This is a genomic window from Rhodococcus sp. WB1 (genome assembly GCF_001700945.1).
In the GTDB taxonomy this organism is placed as follows: Bacteria; Actinomycetota; Actinomycetes; order Mycobacteriales; family Mycobacteriaceae; genus Rhodococcus; species Rhodococcus aetherivorans.
On sequence record NZ_CP015529.1, the window covers coordinates 3619470 to 3642772 of the forward strand.

Consider the following 23303-nt stretch of genomic DNA (forward strand, 5'->3'; position numbering starts at 1 on the left):
CTCGTCGTGTGCCTGCACTATATGGCGCGGGTCACAACTGGGGGCGGGATCGGCTCACCTTCCGGTGTACGACGCCTTCCCCGGGCCGACGGTGAGGAAGCTGCGCACGGCACCCTTCAGGTCGTCGGTGCCGAACAGCGCGCCGGAGACGTCCGGGGTCTCCGAGTCGGCGTGCGCGACGCCACCGGACCGCCACGCGCCGATGATCTGCTTGGTGGCGTCGTGGGCGCGGGTGGGGCCGTCGGCGAGCCGGTCCGCCAAGGCGCGTGCGGCGGAGTCCACATCCTCGTGGACCGCGTTGACCACGCCCCACGACCGCAGCGTCTCGGCGTCGTAGAGGTCGCCGGTCATCACCAGTTCGCGTGCGCGGCCGGAGCCGGCACGCTCGGCCAGCCGCTGCGGCCCGCCCATCGACGGGGTCAGACCGACGACGGTTTCCACCAACCCGAACTTCGCGCCCGGCGCCGCGAGGACGATGTCGCAGGCGAGGGAGATCTCGAACGCCGCGGTGAGGGTGAGCCCGTGCGCGGCGAACACCACGGGGCACGGCAGGGCCTCGAGCGGGTGGATGATCTGCGCGAACAGGTCCTGCCACAGCTGCGCGCCCTGCCCGGCGTCGAGGCCGTCGAACAGGTGGACGTCCACCCCGCCGGAGACGACCTTGCCTTCCGCGCGGATCAGTACCGCGCGCGGCGGCGCGGCCACGAGCGCGGTGATGTCGGCGATCACGGCGTCGAACAGGGCCCGGTCGAACAGGTTCAGCGTGCCGTGCGCGACGGTGAGCACGGCGACCTCGGCACCGGCCGCGGTGGTGTGGCGCTCGAGGCGGGTGGGATGTGTGGTCTGCGTCATGCGCGCCACACTAGGCGAGCGTGCGGCGCTGCTCGAGGGGTGGTCTCGGCGCCGGCTCGGTGCGCACGGGCCGCGCGAAGAACAGCGCCGCGGCGAAGCCGACGAGCAGGACCGCGGCAGGCAGCAGCGTCGACTCGGCCATGGCGGCGGCGAACGGAGCGCGCACCGGCTCGGGCAGGGCCGTCGTCCCGCCCTCGCCGGCACCGCCGCCGGCCAACCCGTGCACGGCGAGGCGGGACGTGATGAGCGCACCCACGGCGGCGCTGCCCAGGACGGCACCGACCTGCCGGGTGGTGTTGTAGACACCCGACCCGGCCCCCGCCTGATGCGGCGGCAGGCCGTGCGTCGCGGTGGCGGCCAGCGGCGACCAGATGCCGGCCATCGCGGCGCCCATGAGGGCGATCGGCAGCAGCAGCTGCCACACCGGCGAGTCGGGCGTCATCACCGCGGCCAGCCACGCCAGCGACACGGCGAGCAGCGCGAATCCGGTGCCGGCGATGTAGCGCGGATGGGTCCGGTCCACGAGCCGCCCGACCATCGGGGCGAGCACGCCGGTGAGGACCGCCATCGGGGCCATCAGCAACGCCGACTCCGTGGGTGTCCAGCCGCGCACGCCCTGGGCGTAGAACATCAGCGGCAGCACCATCGCGGTGACCGAGAAGCCCATCGTGGCGATGCCGATGTTGGCCAGCGAGAAGTTGCGGTCGTGGAACAGGCCGAGCGGAACGAGCGGCTCCCCGCGCCCCCGGGACTGGTACCACACGAACACCGCCAGCAGCGCCACCCCGGCGGCGATCAGCACCCACACGGGAGTGGACCAGTCGTAGGAGTTGCCCTCCTGGATACCGAACACGAGACAGAACATGCCCGCGCCGCTGAGCAGCACGCCGAGGAGGTCGAACCGGTGCGGATGGGTGGGCAGCGCCGGGACCAGCCGCGCCGCGAGGACGAAACCGACGATCCCGACCGGCACGTTCACGAAGAAGATCCATTCCCAGCCGAGGTTGTCGACGAGGACACCGCCGGCCAGCGGGCCCACGAGGGTCGCGACCCCCGCCACCGCGCCCCACAGGCCCATCGCGGTGCCTCGCCGGTCGGGCGGGAAGGTGCGGGTGATGATCGCCATCGTCTGCGGGGTCATCAGGGCCGCGCCGAGGCCCTGGAAGACCCGGGCGACCACGAGGGCGGCGACGGTGCCGGACAATCCGCACCACAGCGACGCCGCGGTGAACAGCACCAGGCCCGCCAGGTAGACGCGCTTCGGGCCGAACCGGTCGCCGAGGCGGCCGGTGACCAGCAGCGGCACCGCGTATGCCAGCAGGTACGCGCTGGTGACCCACACGACGTTGTTGATGTCGGTGTCCAGCGCCCGCATGATCGCCGGGTTGGCGACCGCCACGATGGTGCTGTCCACCAGGATCATGAAGAACCCGAGGCACAGCGCCCACAGCGCCGGCCACGGATTTGTCTCGGTCTCCACCCGCACGTCCTCCGCTCGTAGGCGTCTACGGTAGCGCCGTGGACGGACATCTCCTGGACATCGTGCGGCTGGCCTGGTGCCGCGAACTCGGGCTCGACGACGGAGCGCTCGCCGCGCCGGGACGGGTGACGCGGGTGGACGACGCGTCCGCGCTGGTCCGGGTGCTGCGCCTCGGTGAGGCCACCGCGGTGGTGGGTCCGGGCTGGGCGGTCGAGGCCGTCGCGGCGGTGCCCGACGCGGAGCTGGACGCGTCGGCGTTGCTCGACCTGACCCGCGGCCGCGCGGTGCGCAGCCACGCGCTGAGTTACTGCGCCGACTGGGTCGACGCGACGAGGGTGCGCGATCCGCTGATCTCCCACGAGGTCGACGATCTCGCAGAGCTGTTGCGGCGCTGCCCACCCGACGACGCGACCGAGGCGGGACTCGAGAATGTGAACGGGGAGGCCTCGTCGTTCGTGCTGCTCGACGACGACCACCGGCCGCTGTCGGGGGCGGTGTACCGGGAGGTGCAGTCGATCCTGGCGGACGTGACGGCACTGACCGTGCCGGAGCACCGCCGGATCGGTCTGGCGGCGACGGTCGCGACGCTCGCGACGCACGACGCGCTCGACGCCGGGCTGATCCCGCAGTGGCGGGCCCGGCGCGACAACACCGCGGGCCGTGGCCTGGCCGCGGTGCTGGGATACACCGAACTGGGTACCCACACCTCGGTGGCCGTACCGGCTAGCGTCTGAACGGGCCGCACCGAGCGAAGGGAGCCCTGTGAACGAGCACTCCGGAGGCGACAGCGACGGGTATGTCACGCCCGGCGCCGAGTACAGCCGCGACACGCACTACATCACCACGCGCATCACCGCCGACGGGCGCGACGGGTATCCGGTGGAGGCGGGCCGGTACCGGCTGATCGCCGCCCGCGCCTGCCCGTGGGCGAATCGCACGCTCATCGTGCGCCGGCTGCTGGGGCTCGAGGACGCGCTGTCGCTGGGGTTGTGCGGGCCCACGCACGACGAGCGCAGCTGGACGTTCGATCTCGACCCGGGCGGGGTGGATCCGGTGCTGCAGATCCCGCGGTTGCAGGACGCGTACTTCGCCCGGGACCCCGAGTACCCACGGGGCATCACGGTCCCGGCCGTCGTGGACGTGCCCACCGGCCGGGTGGTCACCAACGATTACGCGCAGATGACCCTGGACTTCTCCACGGAGTGGACGGCGCTGCACCGCGACGGCGCCCCCGACCTCTACCCGGAGCCGTTGCGCGACGAGATCGACGAGGTGGCCCAGCTCGTCTACCAGGACGTCAACAACGGCGTGTACCGGTGCGGGTTCGCCGGGTCGCAGCGCGCGTACGACCGCGCCTTCGACCGGCTGTTCGCGCGGCTGGACTGGCTCGAGGAACGGCTGAGTTCGCGCCGGTACCTGGTGGGCGAGACGATCACCGAGGCGGATGTCCGGCTGTTCACCACGCTGGCCCGCTTCGACGCCGTCTACCACGGGCACTTCAAGTGCAACCGGGGTCTGCTCTCGTCGATGCCGGCGCTGTGGGGGTACGCCCGGGACCTGTTCCAGACGCCGGGCTTCGGCGACACGATCGACTTCGTGCAGATCAAGGAGCACTACTACATCGTGCACGCCGACATCAATCCGACGCAGATCGTGCCGAAGGGCCCCGACCTGAGGGGGTGGCTGACGCCGCACGGCCGGGAAGAGCTGGGCGGCAAGCCGTTCGGTGACGGCACGCCACCGCCCCCGCCGCGGGCGCAGGAGGCGGTGCCGGCCGGTCACGGCGCGTGATTCACGCGCCCGGATAGGTTCCGAAGCTCCAGTACACCCCCTGCGGGTCCCGGCACGTGAAGTCGTGTGAGCCGTAGTCGGTGTCGTGCAGGGCGACGACGATCGTGGCGCCCGCGGCCACGGCGCGTTCGTGCAGCGTGTCGACGGCGGTGGCATCGGGGGCGACGAGGTAGATGCAGCCGGTGCCGGCGGGCGTCTCGATCGGGCCGCCCCGACCGGCCGAGCCGAGCATGACGCCGCCGCCGTGCGGCCATCTCAGCTCGGCGTGGTCGACGCGGTCGCCGTCGCCGTAGACGGCGTTCTCGGTGAAGCCGAACGCGTCGACGAGGAAGCGGATCGCCGCCCGGGCATCGGTGTAGGAGAGGCAGGGCCACACGGTTGTGGTGAGTGCTGTCGTGGTCATGTCTGCCAGTGTTCGTCGACGGCCGGGTCGCCGTCTTGGACGATTGGGAACTGCTCGTCGCGCAGCCAGCGCGACGGCGGGACCCCGGCGATCTCGCGCCATTCCCGCGCGAGGTGGGCCTGGTCGTAGAACCCGCACCGGGCGGCCACGTCGGCGAGCACGTGCGGCCCGGGGCTGCGCAGCAGCCGACGGGACCGGTCGAATCGGATCACCCGTGCCGCCTCCTTGGGCCCGACCCCGAACTCGGCGGTGAATCGCGACGTCAGATGCCTTCGGCTCCAGCCGATCTCGTCGGCCAGATCGGTGATCCGCGGCCCCGGCGAACGCGGGTCCTGCAGCCTGCGCCACGCGTGCCGCAGGCGGGGATCGATCTCGCCGCGCCCGCCGGCGAGCCGCCGGCCGAGCACCTCGTCGAGGATCCGGAACCGGCTCTCCCACGCCCCGGTGGCGGCGATCCGTTCGCCGAGCTCGCGGGCGGCGGCGCCGAGCACCTCCTCGAGGTCGACGACCCAGGCGCCGAGCGCACCGGCGGGAACGCCCAGCAGCACCCGGGCTCCCGCCGGGGTGAGTGCGAGCTGGATGCCGTGCTGGTTGCCGTCGTGGGCGATGGTGACGGCGGTGGTGGCCAGCCCGCTCGCGAGCGCACCGAACCGGCCGGGCCCCTGGCCCGGTGCGGCGGCCCGCGCGAGTTCGAGCGGTGCGCCGATCGTGAGCACGACGGTCAGGTCCGGGGACGGCAGGCCGAGGTGGGTGCCGGGTGCGAATCCCGTCAGCCGGTACCCGTCGTAACCGCGCACGTAGGGACGCAGCGACGGGGCGGGCCGCCGCCGGGCACCGTCCGAGATGCCGGTCACGGTCCCAGGGTAAACAGGGATAGAGGACACGCGCATGGGGTACACGGGGTGAGCAGCCGTGGACTCACGGCGGCGCATGCAGGCCCGGGAGGGCCGGGAGGATCGAGGACGGAACGATGACCGACAGGGTGGGACGCGTGGAGAAGTATCTCGTCACGCTCCTGGACAACGGCAGCAGGCTGCAGGCGCCCGCGGTGGCGCGCTACGTCGAACTGACGCGGCGCGCCCATCCCGGCGAGACTCCGGAGCAGATCATTGCGCGGCTGGAGAAGATCTTCCTCAACGGAGTCACCGGCAGCGGCACGGCGGCGGGCGCCGCCGCGACCGTTCCCGGCATCGGCACGCTCGCATCGATCGCCGCGGTCGGCGCCGAAACCGCGTTCTTCCTCGAGGCTGCCGCGCTGCTGACGCTTGCGGTGGCGTCGGTGCACGGGATCGAACCGCACGAGCACGAGCAGCGCCGCGCCCTCGTGCTCGCCGTGGCACTGGGTGAGGCAGGCATGGAGATCGTCGAGCGGGCCACGGGCACGACCGCGAAGACGTGGACGTCGGCGATCACCGGCAAGATCCCCGGCGCCCAGCTGAGGTCCGTGAACAAGTCGCTCGCGCGGACGTTCGTCCGCAAGTACCTCGCCAAGCGCAGCGCCCTCGTGTTCGGCAAGCTGGTGCCGGCCGGGATCGGTGCCGCGATCGGCGGCGTGGGCAACCGCGCGCTGGGCAAGCGGGTCATCGCGAACGCGCGCGATGCGTTCGGCCCGCCGCCGGCGCAGTGGCCGGCGAAGCGTCCGCCGCTCGCCGGACCGGCCACCGGGCCGGACGGCGATCCGAACTGGCAGGCGCTGTCCTCTCCCCTGACCGGCTGGTGAGATGTCCGCGGGCACGGTGTTCGTGCGCGAGAGCGGATCCGGCCCGCGCACCGTGGTCCTCCTGCACGGATACTCCGACCACGGGGGCACCTGGTGCAAGGTGGCCCCGGCCCTGGCCGAACGCCACCGGGTCCTGACCGTCGACCTGCCGGGGTTCGGCCGGAGCGCCGGGCACTGGCGGGCGCCGGTACTGGACCACTACGTCGACACCGTCGCCGACGTGATCGCCGACTGCCGGGATCCGGTTGCGCTGATCGGCAATTCGCTGGGAGCGGTGACGTCGCTGGCGTTCGCGTCGACGTATCCGCGCCGGGTGGACGGCGTCGTACTCGCCGACATGCCGGGGATGGCCGGCATACCGCGCAGCTGGCTGGGCGGAGCGCGGCTGCCGTTGGACATGGTGTCGCGCGCGCTGTCCCGGCCCGTGCCGCCGGCGCTCGTGCAGTTCGCCGTCGCCGCCCTGTACACCCGCGCGGCGCTGCACCGCCCGGACCGGCTGGGCGTCGACACGCGCACCGCGTTCGCGGCGAACTACGCGACGCGGCGCAGCATCGAGACCATGCTGGCCGTCGGCCGGGCCGTGATCCCCGAACTGGGCCGGCTGCCGATTCCCGAGATGGTGAACTCCCTGACCGTGCCGGCGCTGCTGGTGTGGGGCGAGCGGGATCTGATCACCCCGGCGCGCGCCGCGGGCCGGGTGAACACCGGGGCCCGGCGACGGGTCGCGATCATTCCGGACGCCGGGCACTGCCCGCAGCTCGACGCCCCGAGCGAATTCCTCGAACTGGTGCTTCCCTTCCTCGACCGGTCCTTCTCCCGGTCCGCCGCGCCGGGCACGTAGGCTCGCGGGGTCCGAGCAGGGGCCCACACCAGGGAGGGTATCGATGACAGCGCCGTTCCCGACGGGGCCGGTCGCCGGCGCCGGGTACGCGAACGCGGCCGCGCCGCCGCCGGGCATCGCCGTGCAGGGGCTGAGCAAGACCTTTCGCAACGTGCCGGCGGTGTCGGACCTGTCGTTCTCCGTCCCGCCGGGATCGATCACGGGATTCCTCGGACCGAACGGCTCCGGGAAGACGACGACCCTGCGGATGCTGCTCGGTCTGGTGCGCCCGACGGCCGGTGCCGCGCTCGTCGACGGGATGCCCTTCACCTCGCTGCCGCAGCCGGCGCGGGTGGTCGGTGCGGTGCTGGACGCGCAGAGCTTCCATCCCAAGCACACCGCCGGAACCCATCTCGACGTGTACGCCGCCGCGATCGGCGTGCCGGCGGCCCGGGTGCGGCACGTTCTCGACCTGGTCGGGCTCGGCGCGGCCGCCCGACGGCGGATCGGCGAGTTCTCCCTCGGCATGCGGCAGCGGCTGGCCCTGGCCACCGCGCTGCTCGGCGAACCGCGCTACCTCGTGCTCGACGAACCGGCGAACGGCCTGGACCCCGAAGGCATGGCCTGGCTGCGCGACTTCCTGCTCGGCTACGCGCGTTCCGGGGGCACCGTGCTGATCTCGAGCCACATCCTGCGGGAGGTCGAGCAGACGGCCGACCGTCTGGTGATCATCAGCCGCGGCATGCTCGTGCACCAGGGCACGACGGCGGACCTGCGGCACGCGCACCGCGCGCGGGTCCTCGTCGCCGCCTCCGACCCGGCCCGCCTGGCGACGGCGCTGGCCGCGGCGGGCCACACCGACGCGCAGGTGCAGCCGGACGGCCGGCTCGCGATCGTCGGGGTGGAGCCCGAGCGCGTCGCGGCGCTCGCCGCCGGACACGGCGTGACGGTGTTCGGGACGAGCGTCGAGCACGCCGACCTCGAACAGGTGTTCCTGGCGATGACGGCCGGGCAGTACGTGGGGGCCGCGCCGGGGTGGGGCATGCAGGGGCCGACGCCCCCGCAGCAGCCGCCCTACCCGGGACAGTTCCCGCCGCCCGGCCCGTTCCCGCCCGGGCAACAGCATTCGCCGACCGGCTGGGAGGGACCCCGATGACCGCGTTGCTGACGGCCGAGTTCCGCAAGGTCCTGGGCCTGCGCTACTGGTGGATCCTCGGCATCACCCCGGTGGTGGTGGGCCTGTTCTCCGGTGCGCTGACCCTGCCGATCCTCGGCACGCTCGAGAGCCTCGTCGGCGAGAGCTTCGCCGAGACCGCCGCCGCCGCGATCGGGGTGAGCGTCGCGCTCGCGCTGGTGTTCCTGTTCGCGGCGCTGTTCGGGGTGGTCAACACGGGCAGCGAGTTCCAGCACCGCACCATCGTCACCAGTTTCCTGACCACGCGCGGCCGCGACGGGGTGATCGCCGCCAAGCTGACGACGGCGGTCGCGTTCGGGCTGCTGTACTGCGTGGTGGTCGAGGCCGTGTCGATGCTGACCATCCTGATGTTCGGCGGTGGTCTCGCCGGTGACGGCTCGGGTGCGGGCAGTGTCGCCGCGGTCCTCGGCGCCGGCCTGTTCGCCGCGATGCTGTGGGCCCTCATGGGCGCCGGGCTCGGCCTGCTCACCGGGTCGACGGCCGGCAGCGTCCTGGCGATCACCGCCTGGATCCCGTTCGGGGAGCTGATCGTCTCGCTGATCCTCGACGGCCTCGGGGCGGGCGCACTCGCCCGGCTGCTGCCCGGGCAGCTCACCTGGTACACGGTCTTCACCGTCATCGACCTGCCCGAGGAGGTCGACCCGGCCGTGACGTGGCCGGCGGCGCCGCTGGGGCTGCTCGGCTGGACCGCGCTGATCTGCGGTCTCGGCTGGTGGCGCACCCGGACCCGCGACATCGTCTGAGTCCGACGGCGGTTCTCGCGGCGAAGGGGAGGTTGCTGCGGCATCGATCGAGTGGTGGGCGCAACAACCACCCCCTCGCCGCAGAATCCTCCCGTGTCCCCGGCCGGCGCTAATGTCGGAAGACGATGGCACACGACGCGCGTTCCCCCGGTTGGATCCGTCGGCTGGGCGCGGAGGCCTGGCAGCATCGCCGCGTCGCGCTCGGCGCGCTGACCGTCACCGTCGTCGCCGCACTGATCGACATCACGTTCCCGTTGCTGACCAAGCTGGCGCTCGACAGCGCCACCCACCCCGACGGCCACGACCTGCAGCTGATCGGGCTGGCGGCGGCGGCGATCGCGGTGGGCGCGCTGGTGCGGTTCGGGTGTCAGTACGGCCGGCGGATGCTCGCCGGCCGGCTCTCGCTGGACGTGCAGCACGACCTGCGGCTCGGGCTGCTCGCCTCGCTGCAGCGGCTCGACGGGCGCGGCCAGGACCAGATCCGCACCGGGCAGGTGGTGTCGCGGTCGATCACCGACCTGCAACTCGTCCAGGGCCTGCTGGCGATGGTCCCCATGTCGGCCGGGGCGCTGTTGCAGTTCGCGCTGGCGCTGGTGATCATGGCGGTGCTCTCGCCGCTGCTGACCCTCGTCGCCCTCGTCACCGTCCCGGTGATCGCCGGGGTGGTCGCCGTCGTCCGGCCCAAACTGTTCGCGGCGACGTGGTCGGCGCAGCAACGCGCGGCCGACCTGGCCCAGCACGTGGAGGAGACCGTCACCGGGGTGCGGGTGGTCAAGGGGTTCGGGCAGGAGGCCCGCGCCGTGGACCAGCTCGAACAGCACGGCCGCGCCCTCTATGCCGAGCGCATGCGCGCCGCCCGGATCAACGCCACGTTCGCCGCCCCGATGGGTGCCATCCCGCAACTCGGGCTCGTCGCCGTGATCGCGCTCGGCGGCTGGCTGGCCCTGCAGGGCACCGTCACCGTCGGCACGTTCCTCGCGTTCGCCGCCTACCTGGCGACGATGACCGCGACGACGCGCACGCTGTTCTCGGTGGTGATCATGGCGCAGCTCTCCCGCGCCGCGGTCGAGCGGGTGTACGAGGTGATCGACACCGAGCCCGATGTCGCCGACCCGCCGCATCCGGTGCCGCTGCCGGACGGGCCGCTGGGGCTGGTCCTCGACGCGGTGACGTTCGGTTTCGAGCCCGGCCGGCCCGTGCTCGACGGTCTCGACCTCGAACTGGCGCCGGGCGAGACCGTCGCCGTGGTCGGCTCCGCCGGCTCCGGCAAGACGGCGATGTCGCTGCTGCTGCCCCGGTTCTACGCCCCCGAATCCGGCGCCGTGTACGTCACCACCGCCGACGGCGACAGGATCGACGTCGCCGCCCTGCGCGCCGAGCACCTGCGCGAGGCGGTGAGCCTGGTGTTCGACGAACCGTTCCTGTTCTCGGACACGATCGCGGCGAACATCGCGCTGGGCCGGCCCGAGGCGAGCGCCGAGGAGATCCGCGCCGCCGCGCGGGCGGCGTGCGCCGACGAGTTCGTCGAGGCGCTCCCCGACGGGTACGACACCGTCGTCGGGGAGCGCGGTCTGACGCTGTCGGGTGGGCAACGGCAGCGCGTCGCGCTCGCCCGGGCGCTGCTGCTCGACCCCCGGGTGCTGATCCTCGACGACGCGACCTCCGCGGTGGACGCGGAGACGGAGGCCGCGATCTTCGCGGCGCTGCGGGCGCGCCCGAAGCGCACCACGCTGATCCTCGCGCACCGGCGGTCCACGCTGTCGCTCGCCGACCGGGTCGCGGTGCTCGACGGCGGTCGCGTCGTCGACTCCGGGACCGTCCACGAACTCGAGGCGCGCAACGCCCTGTTCCGGGCCCTGCTCAGTGGCGCCGAGGACGAGACGCCGGAACCGGACCGCGCCGACGGGTACGGCGTCGAAGCGTTGTGGCCGGAGGCGGCGCCCGACTCCGATCCGGCCGCGGTCCGGGCGGCCGCGCCGCAGGCGGGGCCGGGCGGGGGTGGCCGCGGCGGCGGTCCGATGAGCGGCGCCCTCGGGTCGATCGCCCCCACGCCGGCGCTGCGCCGGGCGGTCGAGGCGTTGCCCCCGGCCACCGAGCAACCGGGGCTGGACACGGCACAGCTGCGGCGCCCCGACCCCGAGTTCCGCCTCTCCCGGACGCTGCGGCCGGTGCGGTGGCTGCTGGCGGCGGTGGTGCTGTGCCTGGCGGTCGAGTCGCTGACGTCGATCGCGTTCCCGTCGATCGTGCGTTACGCCGTCGACCGCGGCGTCACGCCGGGCGAACCCGCGCGGCTGTGGGCGGCCACCGCCGTGGGCGCCGCGCTGGCGCTCCTGGCCTGGCTGGTGGTCGCGGTGCTCACCGTGCTCACCGCCCGCGCCGGCGAAAGGGTGCTGTTCGGGTTGCGGGTGCGCAGCTACGCGCACCTGCAGCGGCTGGGTCTGGACTACTACGAGCGGGAGCTGTCCGGCCGCATCATGACCCGGATGACCACGGACGTCGACGCGCTCTCCTCGTTCATCCAGACCGGGTTGTCCACCGCGGTGGTGAGCGTGCTGACGCTGGTCGGGATCTCGGTCGCCCTGCTCGCCACCGACCTCACCCTGGGGCTGGTGGCGCTGGCGGTGGTGCCGCCGTTGCTCGCGGCGACGCTGTGGTTCCGGCGGGTCTCGTCCACGGCCTACTCGGTCTCCCGCGAACGCATCTCCCTGGTCAACGCGGACTTCCAGGAGAACGTCACCGGGCTGCGGGCGGCCCAGGCCTACCGCCGGGAGGAGTTCGCGGCCCGCCGGTTCGCCGAGCGCGCCGATGCGTACCGGCGCAGCCGGATGCGCTCCCAGCGGGCCATCTCGCTGTACTTCCCGTTCATTGCGCTGCTGTCCGACCTCGCGCTGGCCGCGGTGGTGTTCGTCGGAGCCCGGGAGGTGGCCTCCGGGGCGACGACCGCGGGCGTGCTCGTCGCGTTCGTGCTCTACCTCGGCCTGCTGTTCGGTCCCATCCAGCAGTTGTCGCAGGTGTTCGACGGCTACCAGCAGGCCCGGGTGGGGCTGCGCCGGATCGGCGACCTGCTGCGCACCGAGAGTTCCCTCGAGACGGGCGGCACCGGCACGGTGCCCGTCCCGGGACACCTGCGCGGCGACGTGCGCCTCGACGACGTCGGGTTCCGCTACGCGGGAGCCGACACCGACGCGCTCACCGGCGTGGACCTGCACTTCCCCGCCGGCTCCACGGTGTCGCTCGTCGGCCGCACCGGCGCCGGCAAGTCCACGATCGTCAAGCTGCTGGCCCGGTTCTACGATCCGACGTCCGGCTCGGTGCGGGTCGACGACGTCGACCTGCGCGGGTATCGCCTGCCCGAGTACCGGGCCCGGCTCGGCGTCGTCCCGCAGGAGGCGCACCTGTTCACCGGCACCGTCGCGAGCAACATCGCCTACGGGCGGCCCGACGCGGACCGCACGGACATCGAGGCCGCCGCACGCGCGGTGGGGGCCCTCGACATGATCGCCGGGCTGCCCGGCGGCATGCTGCATCCCGTCGGCGAGCGCGGGCAGGGCCTGTCCGCCGGGCAGCGTCAGCTCGTGGCGCTGGCCCGGGCCGAACTCGTCGATCCGGACCTGCTGCTGCTCGACGAGGCCACCGCGACGCTCGACCCGGGCACCGAACGGGCGGTGCTCGCGGCGGGCGAGTCGGTGACCCGCAGCCGCACCGCCGTGGTGGTGGCCCACCGGCTGGCCACCGCGGCACGCTCCGACCTGGTCGTCGTGGTCGACGGCGGGCGCATCGTGGAGACCGGATCGCACGACGCACTGCGGCACGCCGGAGGCGTGTACACGACCCTCTGTGATGCGGCCCAAATGCGGGCAGGGAATAATCGGCTGTCGAGAACCGTCGTCGATGGGGATCCCATCGAATCAGAGATTGTGAGGTAGGTCTCGACCGTGGCAGAGCTTTTTTGTTCGTCACAGCCGCGGGCTAGCCTCATATACATAGGCACTCCGATCGGGTACCGAAGAAAGAAACGAGGCGAACAACTGCCGTGAGCAGCAGCTCTACTTCCCAGTTCGGACAGAACCAGTGGTTGGTTGACGAGATGTACCAGCGGTTCCAGGACGATCCGTCGTCCGTGGACGCCAGCTGGCACGAATTCCTGACGGACTACTCCCCGGAGGCGGCGGTCGCGGGTGGCGCGAACGGCGCCACGCAGACCCAGCGTCCGGCGCAGAGTTCCGCCCCGACCTCCACCGAATCCGCCCCCGCCTCGAAGGCCACCCCGGCCCAGGCTCCGCCGAAGGCCGCTACTGCCCCGGCGAAGCCCGCACCGGCACCCAAGGCGGCTCCCGCTCCGGAACCGGCCAAGCCCGCCGCCGCCAAGCCGGCCCCCGCGAAGCCCGCCGCCGCCAAGCCGGCCCCCGCGAAGCCCGCCGCGCCGGCCACCCAGGAAGAGTCCAAGGTTCTCCGTGGCGCTGCCGCTGCCGTCGCGAAGAACATGAACGCCTCGCTCTCGATCCCGACCGCCACCAGTGTGCGCGCCATCCCTGCGAAGCTGATGGTCGACAACCGGATCGTCATCAACAACCACCTCGCCCGTACCCGCGGCGGCAAGGTGTCGTTCACTCACCTGCTCGGCTACGCCATCGTGCAGGCGGTGAAGGCGTTCCCGAACATGAACCGCCACTTCGCCGAGATCGACGGCAAGCCGAACGCGGTCACCCCCGCGCACACCAACCTCGGCCTGGCCATCGACCTGGCCGGCAAGGACGGCAACCGTTCGCTCGTCGTCGCCGCGATCAAGAACTGCGAGTCGATGAACTTCGCGCAGTTCTACTCCGCGTACGAGGACATCGTCCGTCGTGCGCGCGACGGCAAGCTCACCGCCGAGGACTTCTCCGGCGTCACCATCTCGCTGACCAACCCGGGCGGCATCGGCACCGTGCACTCGGTACCGCGGCTCATGCCGGGTCAGGGCACCATCATCGGTGCCGGTGCGATGGAGTACCCCGCCGAGTTCCAGGGCGCCTCGGACGAGCGCATCGCCGAGCTCGGCGTCGGCAAGCTGATGACGCTGACCTCGACGTACGATCACCGCATCATCCAGGGCGCGGAGTCCGGCGACTTCCTGCGGACCGTCCACAACCTGCTGATCAGCGACGATTTCTACGACGAGATCTTCCACACGCTGCACATCCCCTACGAGCCGGTCCGCTGGCGCAAGGACGTGCCGGAAGGCGCGGTCGACAAGAGCACCCGCGTCCTCGAGCTGATCGCCGCCTACCGCAGCCGCGGCCACCTGATGGCCGACACGGACCCGCTGCAGTTCGTCAAGGACAAGTTCCGGTCGCACCCGGACCTCGACGTCACCACGCACGATCTGACCCTGTGGGACCTCGACCGCGAGTTCAACGTCGGCGGCTTCCACGGTCAGCAGCGCATGAAGCTGCGCGACGTGCTGTCGGTGCTGCGCGACGCCTACTGCCGCCACGTCGGCGTGGAGTACACCCACATCCTCGATCCCGAGCAGCAGCAGTGGCTGCAGGAGCGCGTCGAGGCGCACCACGTCAAGCCGACCGTGGCGCAGCAGAAGTACATCCTCAGCCGCCTCAACGCCGCCGAGGCGTTCGAGACCTTCCTGCAGACCAAGTACGTCGGCCAGAAGCGGTTCTCGCTCGAGGGCGCCGAGTCGGTCATCCCGATGATGGACGCGATCATCGACCAGGCCGCCGAGCACGAGCTCGACGAGGTCGCCATCGCGATGCCGCACCGCGGCCGCCTGAACGTGCTGGCCAACATCGTCGGCAAGCCGTACTCGAAGATCTTCACCGAGTTCGAGGGCAACCTGAACCCGGCCGCCGCCCACGGCTCCGGCGACGTCAAGTACCACCTCGGCGCCGAGGGCAACTACATCCAGATGTTCGGCGACAACGACATCAAGGTGTCGCTCACGGCGAACCCGTCGCACCTCGAGGCCGTCAACCCGGTCCTCGAAGGCCTCGTGCGCGCCAAGCAGGACATCCTCGACAAGGGCGAGGGCGGCTTCACCGTCATGCCGCTGCTGCTGCACGGCGACGCCGCGTTCGCCGGCCAGGGCGTCGTGGCCGAGACCCTCAACCTCGCGCTGCTGCGCGGCTACCGCACCGGCGGCACCGTGCACATCGTCGTCAACAACCAGGTCGGCTTCACCACGGCACCCGAGCACTCGCGGTCGTCGGAGTACTGCACCGACGTCGCGAAGATGATCGGCGCGCCGATCTTCCACGTCAACGGGGACGACCCGGAGGCGTGCGTGTGGGTGGCCCGGCTGGCCGTGGACTTCCGGGAGAAGTTCAACAAGGACGTCGTCATCGACATGATCTGCTACCGCCGTCGCGGCCACAACGAGGGCGACGACCCGTCGATGACGCAGCCGGCGATGTACGACGTGATCGACACCAAGCGCAGCGTCCGTAAGAGCTACACCGAGTCCCTCATCGGTCGTGGCGACATCTCGCTCAAAGAGGCCGAGGACGCGCTGCGCGACTACCAGGGCCAGCTCGAACGGGTCTTCAACGAGGTCCGCGAGCTCGAGAAGTACAAGCCGGAACCGTCGGAGTCGGTCGAGCTCGACCAGACGCCGCCGGCGAAGCTGACCACCGCGGTCGACAAGTCGGTGCTCGAGCGGATCGGCGACGCGTTCGTGAACGTCCCCGAGGGCTTCTCCGTGCATCCGCGCGTCAAGCCGGTCGTCGAGAAGCGCCGGGAGATGTCCCGCGAGGGCCACATCGACTGGGCGTACGCCGAGCTGCTGGCGTTCGGTTCGCTGGTCGAGCAGGGTGCCCTGGTGCGCCTGGCCGGTCAGGACTCGCGCCGCGGCACCTTCACCCAGCGCCACGCGGTGCTCATCGACCGCAAGTCCGGTGCCGAGTACACCCCGCTGCAGCAGGTGGCGGCCGAGGGCGGCAAGGGCGGCAAGTTCATGGTCTACGACTCGGCGCTGACCGAGTTCGCGGGCCTGGGCTTCGAGTACGGCTACTCCGTGGGCAACCCGGAGGCGCTGGTGCTGTGGGAGGCGCAGTTCGGTGACTTCGTCAACGGCGCCCAGTCCATCATCGACGAGTTCATCTCCTCCGGCGAGGCCAAGTGGGGTCAGCTCTCCGACGTGGTGCTGCTGCTGCCGCACGGCCACGAGGGCCAGGGCCCGGACCACACCTCGGGCCGCATCGAGCGGTTCCTGCAGCTGTGCGCCGAGGGGTCGATGACGGTGGCCATGCCGTCGACGCCCGCGAGCTACTTCCACCTGTTGCGCCGCCATCACCTCGACGGCATCCGCCGCCCGCTGGTGGTGTTCACGCCGAAGTCGATGCTGCGCAACAAGGCCGCGGTCAGCGACCTCGAGGACTTCACCACCGGCAAGTTCCGCTCGGTGTTCGAGGAGCCGCTGTACGAGAACGAGGGCGGCGACCGCGACAAGGTCACCCGCGTCCTGCTGACCTCCGGCAAGCTCTACTGGGAGCTGAAGGCGAAGAAGGACAAGGAGAAGCGGGACGACATCGCGATCCTGCGGATCGAGCAGTTGTACCCGGTGCCGCGTCGCCGCATCGCCGAGGCGCTCGACCGGTACCCGAACGCGCACGAGTTCTTCTGGGTGCAGGAGGAGCCGGCCAACCAGGGAGCGTGGCCGTTCCTGGGTCTGGCGCTGCCGGAGATGCTGCCCGAGAAGCTGTCGGGCATCAAGCGGGCGTCGCGGCGCGCGATGTCGGCTCCGTCCTCCGGCTCGAGCAAGGTTCACGCGGTCGAGCAGCAGGAGATCCTGGAGAAGGCGTTCGGCCGGTAGTCACCGGCGGTAGCCCCGCGGTTCTCACGCGAGCCGGGTCGTGCCTGCCCTTCGGGGCGGCCGGCCCGGCTCGCGCCGTTTCCGCCCCCCCCGGGACGTGACCGAATGTCACACGCGTTCACTCAGATCGAACCGCTGTGACATTCGGTGCGCCTGCGGCGAGGGCCAGCGCGGGCAGGGCGGCGACGGCGAGGTCGACGAACTCCTCGCGGGTGAGCTGCGGGTCCCGGAGCCAGGCGATCGTCGTGTCCTCGACGAACGCGATCCAGCCGCGCACGGCCAGGGCGACGGCGGGCCCGGCGTCGATGCCGATGCGGGGCAGGTACGCGACGGTGCGATCGACCATGGCGGTGCGTGTCTCCTCGAAGACCTGCCGCATGTCCGGGTCCCCGCTCGCGGTGCCGCGCAGCATCGACAGGTAGGCGTCGCGGTGGTCGGTGACGTAGTCGACGTACGCGACGATCGTGCCGCGCAGCATCTCCATCGGTTCGAGGCTGTCGTCGGGTGCGGTGCGCTCGAGCATGTCCCGGCTGGTGTGCCGGACGAGTTCGACGTGGAAGTCGTGCTTGGACGCGAAGTAGTGGAACAGCAGCCCGCGCGACACCCCCGCCTGGTCGGCGATGTCCTCGACGGAGATCTGCTCGAGCGGCCGTTCGGCGAGCAGTTGCACGCCGAGGTCGACGAGCTGGGCCCGCCGCTCGGCGGGACTCAGCCTGGTGCGCTTGCTGCTGTTGCCCTTCACAGATGCCATGCAAACACTCTTGTTGAATCGCAGTCAACAGGCTATTGACCGGCGCTCAATATGGCCCTACGCTTATTTACATGAGTCTTCCGGTTACAGACACCATCGCCACCGATGCGCACCCGCGTCAGGTCGACACGCTGATCATCGGCAGCGGGTTCGCCGGACTCGGCGCCGCCGTCCGACTGACCCGGGCCGGCAAGGACTTCGTGGTCCTCGAGCGCGGATCGGAGGTCGGCGGCACCTGGCGCGACAACACGTACCCGGGCGCCGCGTGCGACGTCCCGTCCAACCTGTACTCCTACTCGTTCGCCCTCAACCCCGGCTGGACGCGGTCCTTCTCCCCCCAGCCCGAGATCCAGGCCTACATCGCCTCGGTCGCCGACAGGTACGACGTACGCCGCCGCACCGTGTTCGGGTGCGACGTGCAGACCGTCCGCTGGAACACCGCCACCCACCGCTGGGACGTGCAGACCACCAAGGGTGCGTTCGACGCCCGGATCGTCGTCTCCGCCGTCGGGGCGCTGTGCGAGCCGTCGCTGCCCGACATCGCGGGCATCGAAGGGTTCCGGGGCGAGATCTTCCACTCCGCCCGGTGGAACCACGACGCGGACCTGACCGGCAAGCGCGTCGCCGTGATCGGCACCGGAGCCTCCGCAATCCAGATCGTGCCCGCCATCGCCGGCAAGGTCGCCCACCTCGACGTCTACCAGCGCACCGCTCCCTGGGTGCTGCCTCGCGCCGACCGCGAATACACCCCCGTCGAGCGGCTCGCGTTCCGCCGCGTACCCGGGTTCCAGCGCCTGTCCCGCGCCCTGCAGTACCTCACCCGCGAGACGCAGGTCGTCGGCCTGGCCAAGGCACCGGTCTTCATGAAGCCGCTCGAGCTCGCCGCCCGCGCGCACATCCGCCGCCAGATCACCGACCCCGAGCTGCGCCGCAAGGTCACCCCGAACTTCCGGATCGGCTGCAAGCGGATGCTCATCTCGAACAACTACTACCCCGCGCTGGCCCGGCCGAACGTCGACCTGGTCACCGACGGCATCGCCGAGGTCACCGCAGACGGCATCGTCACCCGCGACGGCACCACCCGCCAGGTCGACGCCATCGTCGTCGCCACCGGCTTCCACGTCACCGACTCGCCCACCTTCGCCGGCATCTTCGGCAAGGACGGCCGCAGCCTGGCGGACGTCTTCGACGCCACCGGCATGCAGGGCTACAAGGGCGCCGCCGTCGCCGGTTTCCCCAACATGTTCTTCCTCGTGGGACCGAACACCGGACTCGGCCACACCTCGATGGTGTACATGATCGAATCCCAGCTGAACTACCTGGTGGACGCGATCGAGACGATCGACCGCCACCGGATCGGCACCGTCGAGGTGCGCCCGGAGGTGCAGGGCGAATACAACCGCAACCTGCAGGACGCCCTGAAGCGCAGCGTGTGGAGCAACGGCGGCTGCGCCAGCTGGTACCTCGACAAGCACGGCAACAACACCACCCTGTGGCCGAGCTTCACGTTCGAATTCCGCCGCATCACCAAGCATTTCGACCTGGACGCCTACCGCAGCGTCGCCGCGGCGGACCTCCCCCCGGTCCCGGCGCAGACGCCGGCGACCGTCCGTGACTCCGACGAGACCGACACCCGGAAGGTGGCAGCGCAGTGAGCGAGTTCGCAGGAAAGGTCGCCGTGATCACCGGCGCCGGATCGGGCATCGGCCGTGCCCTGGCGCTCGAGCTCGCCCGGCGCGGCGCCCGGCTGGCCCTGTCCGACGTCGACACCGCCGGGCTGGACGAGACTGTGCGCCGGGCCCGCGACCTCGGCGCCGAGGTCAAGGCCGATCACCTCGACGTCACGCAGCGCGAGGCGGTGCTCGACTACGCCGACGCCGTCGCCGTCCACTTCGGCCAGGTCAACCAGATCTACAACAACGCCGGCATCGCCTACCACGGCGAGTTCGAACGCTCGGAGTTCAAGGACATCGAGCGGATCATGGACGTCGACTTCTGGGGCGTGGTGAACGGCACCAAGGCGTTCCTGCCCCACGTCGTCGCGTCCGGGGACGGCCACATCGTCAACGTCTCGAGCCTGTTCGGGCTGCTGGCCATCCCCGGTCAGAGCGCCTACAACTCCGCGAAGTTCGCCGTCCGCGGCTTCACCGAGGCGCTGCGCCAGGAGATGCTGGTCGCCCGGCACCCCGTCAAGGTCACCTGCGTGCACCCCGGCGGCATCAAGACGGCGATCGCCCGCAACGCCGCCGTCCCGGCCGGCGACGATCAGGAGTCCTTCGCCCAGTTCTTCGACCGCAAGCTGGCCCGCACCAGCCCGGAGGACGCGGCCCGCACCATCGTCGAGGGCGTGCGCAGGGGCAGGGCCCGGGTACTCATCGGCGCCGACGCGAAGTTCCTCGACGCCTGGGTGCGCGTGGTGGGCCCGTCCTATCAGCGTGTCGTCGCATTCGTCAGTGGCCGCTTCGTGCCGAAGGGCTAGGGTCGCGGTCATGCCCCAGCTCCCCCTGCCCGTCGTGCGGGCCGCGGTGCGGCCGGCCTACCGGCTCGCCCTCAACGCGCGGCTGCCGTACCCCGTCCAGCGCCGGCTGCTCGAGCTCGTCGCGCCGATCCAGACCCTGCCCGAGGGCACGGTGGTGCAGCAGGTCACGCTCGCGGGCCGGCCCGCCGAACGCGTCACCGTCGGCGCCACCGAACGTCCCACCGCGGTCCTGTACCTGCACGGGGGCGGGTACACGGTGGCCTCGCCCGCCACGCACCGGTCCCTGGCCGCGCACCTGGCCGCGGCCTCGGGTTCGGCGGTGTACGTGCTCGACTACCGGCTGGCCCCGGAACACCCCTACCCCGCCGCACTGGACGACGCGGTCGGTGCGTACCTCGAGCTGGTGACCGAGCACGGCGTGACCCCGCAGACCGCCCCGATCGCCGGCGACTCGGCCGGGGGCGGCCTGACGGTCGCGGCGGCGCGCCGGCTGATCGACCGGCACGGGGTGCGGCCCGCCGCCCTGGGGCTGATCGCGCCCTGGGTCGATCCCGCCTCGCGGGACTTCCCCTTCGACCGGGACACGGTCCTCAACGCCGCCTGGATCTCGGCGTCGGCGCGGGCGTATCTCGGCGACCGCGACGCCTCCGACCCCGGCTACGCGCCGCTGCGCGGAGACCTGACCGGCCTGCCGCCGACGCTGATCCACGTCGGCACCGGCGAGATGCTGTACCCGCAGGTCACCGAGTTCGCCCGGAAGCTGCGTGAGGCGGGGGTGGACGTGACGGTCACCGAGCAGCGCGAACTGTGGCACGTGGCCCATCTGCAGGCCGCGCTGGTGGGCGAGGCCGCCGACGCGGTGGCACAGCTCGGCGCCTTCCTGCGCTCACACGTGCTCGGTGAGCCACGCCTGCGCGACGACGGCTGAGTCCTCGCCGCCGCCGATCCGGTCGAGCATCTCGGCCAGGTCGGCGGTGGTCAGCTCCCCCGCGACGAGACTCAGGGCCTCGAGCTGACGTTCCTCGAGGACGTGCTTGCGGAACACCGGGACGACGTTCTGTGCGGTGAACACCGGTGGCTCCGTGCCGGTTCCGGTCTCCGGACCGGATCCGGGCGCGCGGTCCGGCGCATCCTGCAGCGCGACGCCCGTCGCGTCGCGCGCGGCGGCCGAGGCGGTCGTCAGCGCGGCCACGCCCCCGCCGGCCGCGGGCCCCGGCGCGTCGTCGGTTTCGACACGGCCTGGGACGCAGCCTCTTTCGGCCATGTCCCGCAGTCCGTCGTTCTCCTCGAATCCGCCCGTGACCGTCACGGTCAGCTCGCCGCACCGGCCGACGATCCCGGCCAACTCGGTGGTACCGAGCCGGGCAGCGGTGGCGTCGGAGACGAACAGCACCGAACGATCCTGTGCGGCAGCATAGTCCGTGATCGCCATGTCGTCGGGCAGGGATCGGGCGAGCGCCTCGAACACGTCCTCGGCGTCCGTGTCCGTCGCAGCCGGGGCGAAGTACCGCAACAGCCGTCCGGTGTAGTCCGGCACGAGGGTCACCTCGGCCGCGTCCAGCGCCGCGAGGTAGTCGGCGCGGCCGCCGAGCCCGGTGCGCAGTTCGGTCCGGGTCCCGCTACCGGCCAGGGCGCCCGCGTAGATCCGGGCGAGCAGTTCGCTCGCGGCGTCGTCTCCGGCGCCGACGACCACGGTGGCGACGTCCGTCGACTCGTCGACCACCGACGGCCCGCACCCGGTCAGCACCGCGACGGCGACCACCGGCCCGGCCACCGCCCGAATGAATCCCTCGCCCCGCAGTCCCCGGCTCCTCGCGCTCCACACGATGCCCATCCTCGCGCATCCCCGGAAAGCCGAACGCCCCGGTCCGGAACCTGGGTGCGGGCTCCGGCCGGGGCGTGCGGTCGATCGCGTCAGTCGGTGACGCCCTCGGCCCGCGCCGCGGCCGCGACGGCCTCGGCGACGGCGGGCGCCACCCGCGGATCGAGAGGGCTCGGGACGATCTTGTCCACGGCCAACTCGTCACCGACGACCGAGAGGATGGCCTCGGCGGCGGCGAGCTTCATGCCCTCGGTGATGCGCCGGGCGCCCGCGTCGAGCGCGCCCTTGAACACACCGGGGAAGGCCAGCACGTTGTTGATCTGGTTCGGGAAGTCGCTGCGGCCGGTCGCGACGATCGCGGCGTGCTTGGCGGCGACCTCCGGGTGGATCTCCGGATCCGGGTTCGACAGCGCGAACACGATCGCGCCGTCGGCCATCCGAGCGACGATCTCCTCCGGCACCGTGCCGGCCGAGACGCCGATGAACACGTCCGCGCCGTCGAGGGCCTCGATCAGCCCGCCGTGCCGGCCGGCCGGGTTGGTCCGCGCGGCCAGGTCGACCTTGACCTCGTTCAGGTCGGTGCGCTCGGCCGAGACGATGCCCTTCGAGTCCAGCACGGTCACATCGGCCGCGCCGGCGGCGAGCAGGATGTTCGCGACGGCGACGCCGGCGGCACCGGCGCCGGAGATGACGATGCGCAGGCCGGCCAGCTCGCGGCCCTGCACCTTGGCGGCGCCCTTGAGCGCGGCGAGTGCCACGATGGCGGTGCCGTGCTGGTCGTCGTGCATGACCGGGCAGTCCAGCGCCTCGATGACGCGTCGTTCGATCTCGAAGCAGCGCGGGGCGGAGATGTCCTCGAGGTTGACCGCGCCGAAGCTCGGGCGCAGCCGGATCAGCGTCTCGACGATCTCGTCGGGATCCTTGGTGTCGAGCACCAGCGGGATCGAGTTCAGGCCCGCGAACTTCTTGAACAGGGCGGACTTGCCCTCCATCACCGGCAGCGACGCGCGCGGGCCGATGTCACCGAGGCCGAGCACCGCCGAACCGTCGGAGACGACCACCACGAGGCGGTTGGTCCAGGTGTAGCGGTCGGCGAGGGTCTCGTCGGCCGCGATCGCGCGGGAAACCTGCGCGACGCCGGGCGTGTAGGCGATCGACAGATCGCGCTGCGTCTCCAGGGGTGCGGTGAGCTCGACGGACAGCTTGCCGTCGATATGGCTGCTGAAGATTTCCTCGTCGGTCAATTCGACCTTCCGGGGGGTAGGTGCATCAGACACGATTGACACGATGACACTCCTGCTCGAGCCGGAACCACTCGGGTTCCGGTTACTGCGAAGTAGCTGCGCGACGGACATCCGGCGCAGCGCTTCGCCAAGGACATTTCGGTGAAGCTTCCGGGCGCGATCACGGTTACCGCTGTACAACGCTGTACGACTTCCGGAG

Annotated in this window: 18 protein-coding genes; 11 read left to right on the plus strand and 7 right to left on the minus strand. The window is 71.7% G+C overall.

What is annotated here, in order from left to right; translation table 11 throughout:
* Positions 1 to 54 precede the first annotated feature (54 nt).
* Both A4U64_RS15930 and A4U64_RS15935 read right to left on the minus strand, forming a co-directional pair.
* Positions 55 to 852, minus strand: a complete 798-nt coding sequence (locus A4U64_RS15930; RefSeq protein WP_006938708.1) for an enoyl-CoA hydratase/isomerase family protein — start codon at positions 850 to 852, stop codon at positions 55 to 57.
* A gap of 10 nt (positions 853 to 862) precedes the next feature.
* Positions 863 to 2332, minus strand: coding sequence for a DHA2 family efflux MFS transporter permease subunit (locus A4U64_RS15935; protein ID WP_065923512.1), 1470 nt, complete (start codon positions 2330 to 2332; stop codon positions 863 to 865).
* Positions 2333 to 2370: 38 nt separating this feature from the next.
* Between A4U64_RS15935 and A4U64_RS15940 the strand changes: the two genes are divergently transcribed.
* Together A4U64_RS15940 and A4U64_RS15945 are read left to right on the plus strand one after the other, a co-directional pair.
* Positions 2371 to 3066: a GNAT family N-acetyltransferase gene (locus A4U64_RS15940; protein ID WP_006938717.1), complete on the plus strand. Its 696-nt coding sequence runs from the start codon at positions 2371 to 2373 to the stop codon at positions 3064 to 3066.
* 28 nt (positions 3067 to 3094) lie between these two features.
* Entirely contained in the window at positions 3095 to 4123 is a 1029-nt protein-coding gene (locus A4U64_RS15945) for a glutathione S-transferase family protein (RefSeq protein WP_006938718.1), read from the plus strand.
* A 1-nt stretch (position 4124) separates the two neighbouring features.
* On the opposite strand, the gene A4U64_RS15950 is transcribed toward A4U64_RS15945, so the two are convergent.
* The gene (locus tag A4U64_RS15950; RefSeq protein ID WP_050034875.1) at positions 4125 to 4526 is read right to left on the minus strand and encodes a VOC family protein; all 402 of its coding nucleotides are present in this window, start codon (positions 4524 to 4526) and stop codon (positions 4125 to 4127) included.
* A complete protein-coding gene (locus A4U64_RS15955) occupies positions 4523 to 5380 on the minus strand; it encodes a helix-turn-helix transcriptional regulator (RefSeq protein WP_065922818.1) in 858 nt (285 codons plus the stop codon). The genes A4U64_RS15950 and A4U64_RS15955 overlap by 4 nt, the downstream gene beginning before the upstream one ends.
* 116 nt (positions 5381 to 5496) lie before the next feature.
* Between A4U64_RS15955 and A4U64_RS15960 the strand changes: the two genes are divergently transcribed.
* The 6 genes from A4U64_RS15960 to A4U64_RS15985 all read left to right on the plus strand — a co-directional run bounded on the left by A4U64_RS15960 (position 5497) and on the right by A4U64_RS15985 (position 16808).
* Positions 5497 to 6246: a hypothetical protein gene (locus A4U64_RS15960; protein WP_029542508.1), complete on the plus strand. Its 750-nt coding sequence runs from the start codon at positions 5497 to 5499 to the stop codon at positions 6244 to 6246.
* A gap of 1 nt (position 6247) precedes the next feature.
* On the plus strand, positions 6248 to 7087 hold the full coding sequence (locus A4U64_RS15965) for an alpha/beta fold hydrolase (RefSeq protein ID WP_029542505.1): 840 nt from the start codon (positions 6248 to 6250) through the stop codon (positions 7085 to 7087).
* A gap of 43 nt (positions 7088 to 7130) precedes the next feature.
* On the plus strand, positions 7131 to 8222 hold the full coding sequence (locus A4U64_RS15970) for an ABC transporter ATP-binding protein (protein ID WP_050034873.1): 1092 nt from the start codon (positions 7131 to 7133) through the stop codon (positions 8220 to 8222).
* On the plus strand, positions 8219 to 9004 hold the full coding sequence (locus A4U64_RS15975; RefSeq protein WP_006938729.1) for an ABC transporter permease: 786 nt from the start codon (positions 8219 to 8221) through the stop codon (positions 9002 to 9004). Before A4U64_RS15970 ends, A4U64_RS15975 begins: the two co-directional genes overlap by 4 nt.
* A gap of 125 nt (positions 9005 to 9129) precedes the next feature.
* The gene (locus A4U64_RS15980) at positions 9130 to 12930 is read left to right on the plus strand and encodes an ABC transporter ATP-binding protein (RefSeq protein ID WP_065922819.1); all 3801 of its coding nucleotides are present in this window, start codon (positions 9130 to 9132) and stop codon (positions 12928 to 12930) included.
* 107 nt (positions 12931 to 13037) lie between these two features.
* Complete coding sequence (locus A4U64_RS15985; protein WP_084648654.1) at positions 13038 to 16808, plus strand: multifunctional oxoglutarate decarboxylase/oxoglutarate dehydrogenase thiamine pyrophosphate-binding subunit/dihydrolipoyllysine-residue succinyltransferase subunit; 3771 nt, start codon at positions 13038 to 13040, stop codon at positions 16806 to 16808.
* 118 nt (positions 16809 to 16926) lie between these two features.
* Here A4U64_RS15985 and A4U64_RS15990 read toward each other — a convergent pair whose 3' ends face one another.
* Entirely contained in the window at positions 16927 to 17559 is a 633-nt protein-coding gene (locus A4U64_RS15990; protein WP_065922821.1) for a TetR/AcrR family transcriptional regulator, read from the minus strand.
* Between the two features lie 71 nt (positions 17560 to 17630).
* Between A4U64_RS15990 and A4U64_RS15995 the strand changes: the two genes are divergently transcribed.
* From A4U64_RS15995 to A4U64_RS16005, 3 genes are read left to right on the plus strand one after another with little or no spacing between them, the layout of a single operon-like run.
* Positions 17631 to 19214: a flavin-containing monooxygenase gene (locus A4U64_RS15995; RefSeq protein WP_029542501.1), complete on the plus strand. Its 1584-nt coding sequence runs from the start codon at positions 17631 to 17633 to the stop codon at positions 19212 to 19214.
* Positions 19211 to 20038: an SDR family NAD(P)-dependent oxidoreductase gene (locus A4U64_RS16000; RefSeq protein ID WP_006938739.1), complete on the plus strand. Its 828-nt coding sequence runs from the start codon at positions 19211 to 19213 to the stop codon at positions 20036 to 20038. Before A4U64_RS15995 ends, A4U64_RS16000 begins: the two co-directional genes overlap by 4 nt.
* Before the next feature lie 10 nt (positions 20039 to 20048).
* Positions 20049 to 20966, plus strand: coding sequence for an alpha/beta hydrolase (locus tag A4U64_RS16005; protein ID WP_050034871.1), 918 nt, complete (start codon positions 20049 to 20051; stop codon positions 20964 to 20966).
* On the opposite strand, the gene A4U64_RS16010 is transcribed toward A4U64_RS16005, so the two are convergent.
* Together A4U64_RS16010 and A4U64_RS16015 are read right to left on the minus strand one after the other, a co-directional pair.
* Positions 20925 to 21872, minus strand: a complete 948-nt coding sequence (locus tag A4U64_RS16010) for a glycine betaine ABC transporter substrate-binding protein (RefSeq protein ID WP_065922822.1) — start codon at positions 21870 to 21872, stop codon at positions 20925 to 20927. The two genes, A4U64_RS16005 and A4U64_RS16010, sit on opposite strands and share 42 nt — an antisense overlap.
* A gap of 80 nt (positions 21873 to 21952) precedes the next feature.
* Positions 21953 to 23146, minus strand: coding sequence for an NAD(P)-dependent malic enzyme (locus A4U64_RS16015; protein ID WP_029542499.1), 1194 nt, complete (start codon positions 23144 to 23146; stop codon positions 21953 to 21955).
* Positions 23147 to 23303 lie beyond the last annotated feature (157 nt).

Bases quoted from the DNA above. Each gene is read 5' to 3' on its own strand.
- A4U64_RS15930 (WP_006938708.1), bottom strand. From the start codon at position 852: ATGACGCAGACCACACATCCCACCCGCCTCGAGCGCCACACCACCGCG.
- A4U64_RS15950 (WP_050034875.1), bottom strand. From the start codon at position 4,526: ATGACCACGACAGCACTCACCACAACCGTGTGGCCCTGCCTCTCCTAC.
- A4U64_RS15960 (WP_029542508.1), top strand. From the start codon at position 5,497: ATGACCGACAGGGTGGGACGCGTGGAGAAGTATCTCGTCACGCTCCTG.
- A4U64_RS15965 (WP_029542505.1), top strand. From the start codon at position 6,248: ATGTCCGCGGGCACGGTGTTCGTGCGCGAGAGCGGATCCGGCCCGCGC.
- A4U64_RS15970 (WP_050034873.1), top strand. From the start codon at position 7,131: ATGACAGCGCCGTTCCCGACGGGGCCGGTCGCCGGCGCCGGGTACGCG.
- A4U64_RS15975 (WP_006938729.1), top strand. From the start codon at position 8,219: ATGACCGCGTTGCTGACGGCCGAGTTCCGCAAGGTCCTGGGCCTGCGC.
- A4U64_RS15980 (WP_065922819.1), top strand. From the start codon at position 9,130: ATGGCACACGACGCGCGTTCCCCCGGTTGGATCCGTCGGCTGGGCGCG.
- A4U64_RS15990 (WP_065922821.1), bottom strand. From the start codon at position 17,559: ATGGCATCTGTGAAGGGCAACAGCAGCAAGCGCACCAGGCTGAGTCCC.
- A4U64_RS15995 (WP_029542501.1), top strand. From the start codon at position 17,631: ATGAGTCTTCCGGTTACAGACACCATCGCCACCGATGCGCACCCGCGT.
- A4U64_RS16005 (WP_050034871.1), top strand. From the start codon at position 20,049: ATGCCCCAGCTCCCCCTGCCCGTCGTGCGGGCCGCGGTGCGGCCGGCC.
- A4U64_RS16010 (WP_065922822.1), bottom strand. From the start codon at position 21,872: ATGGGCATCGTGTGGAGCGCGAGGAGCCGGGGACTGCGGGGCGAGGGA.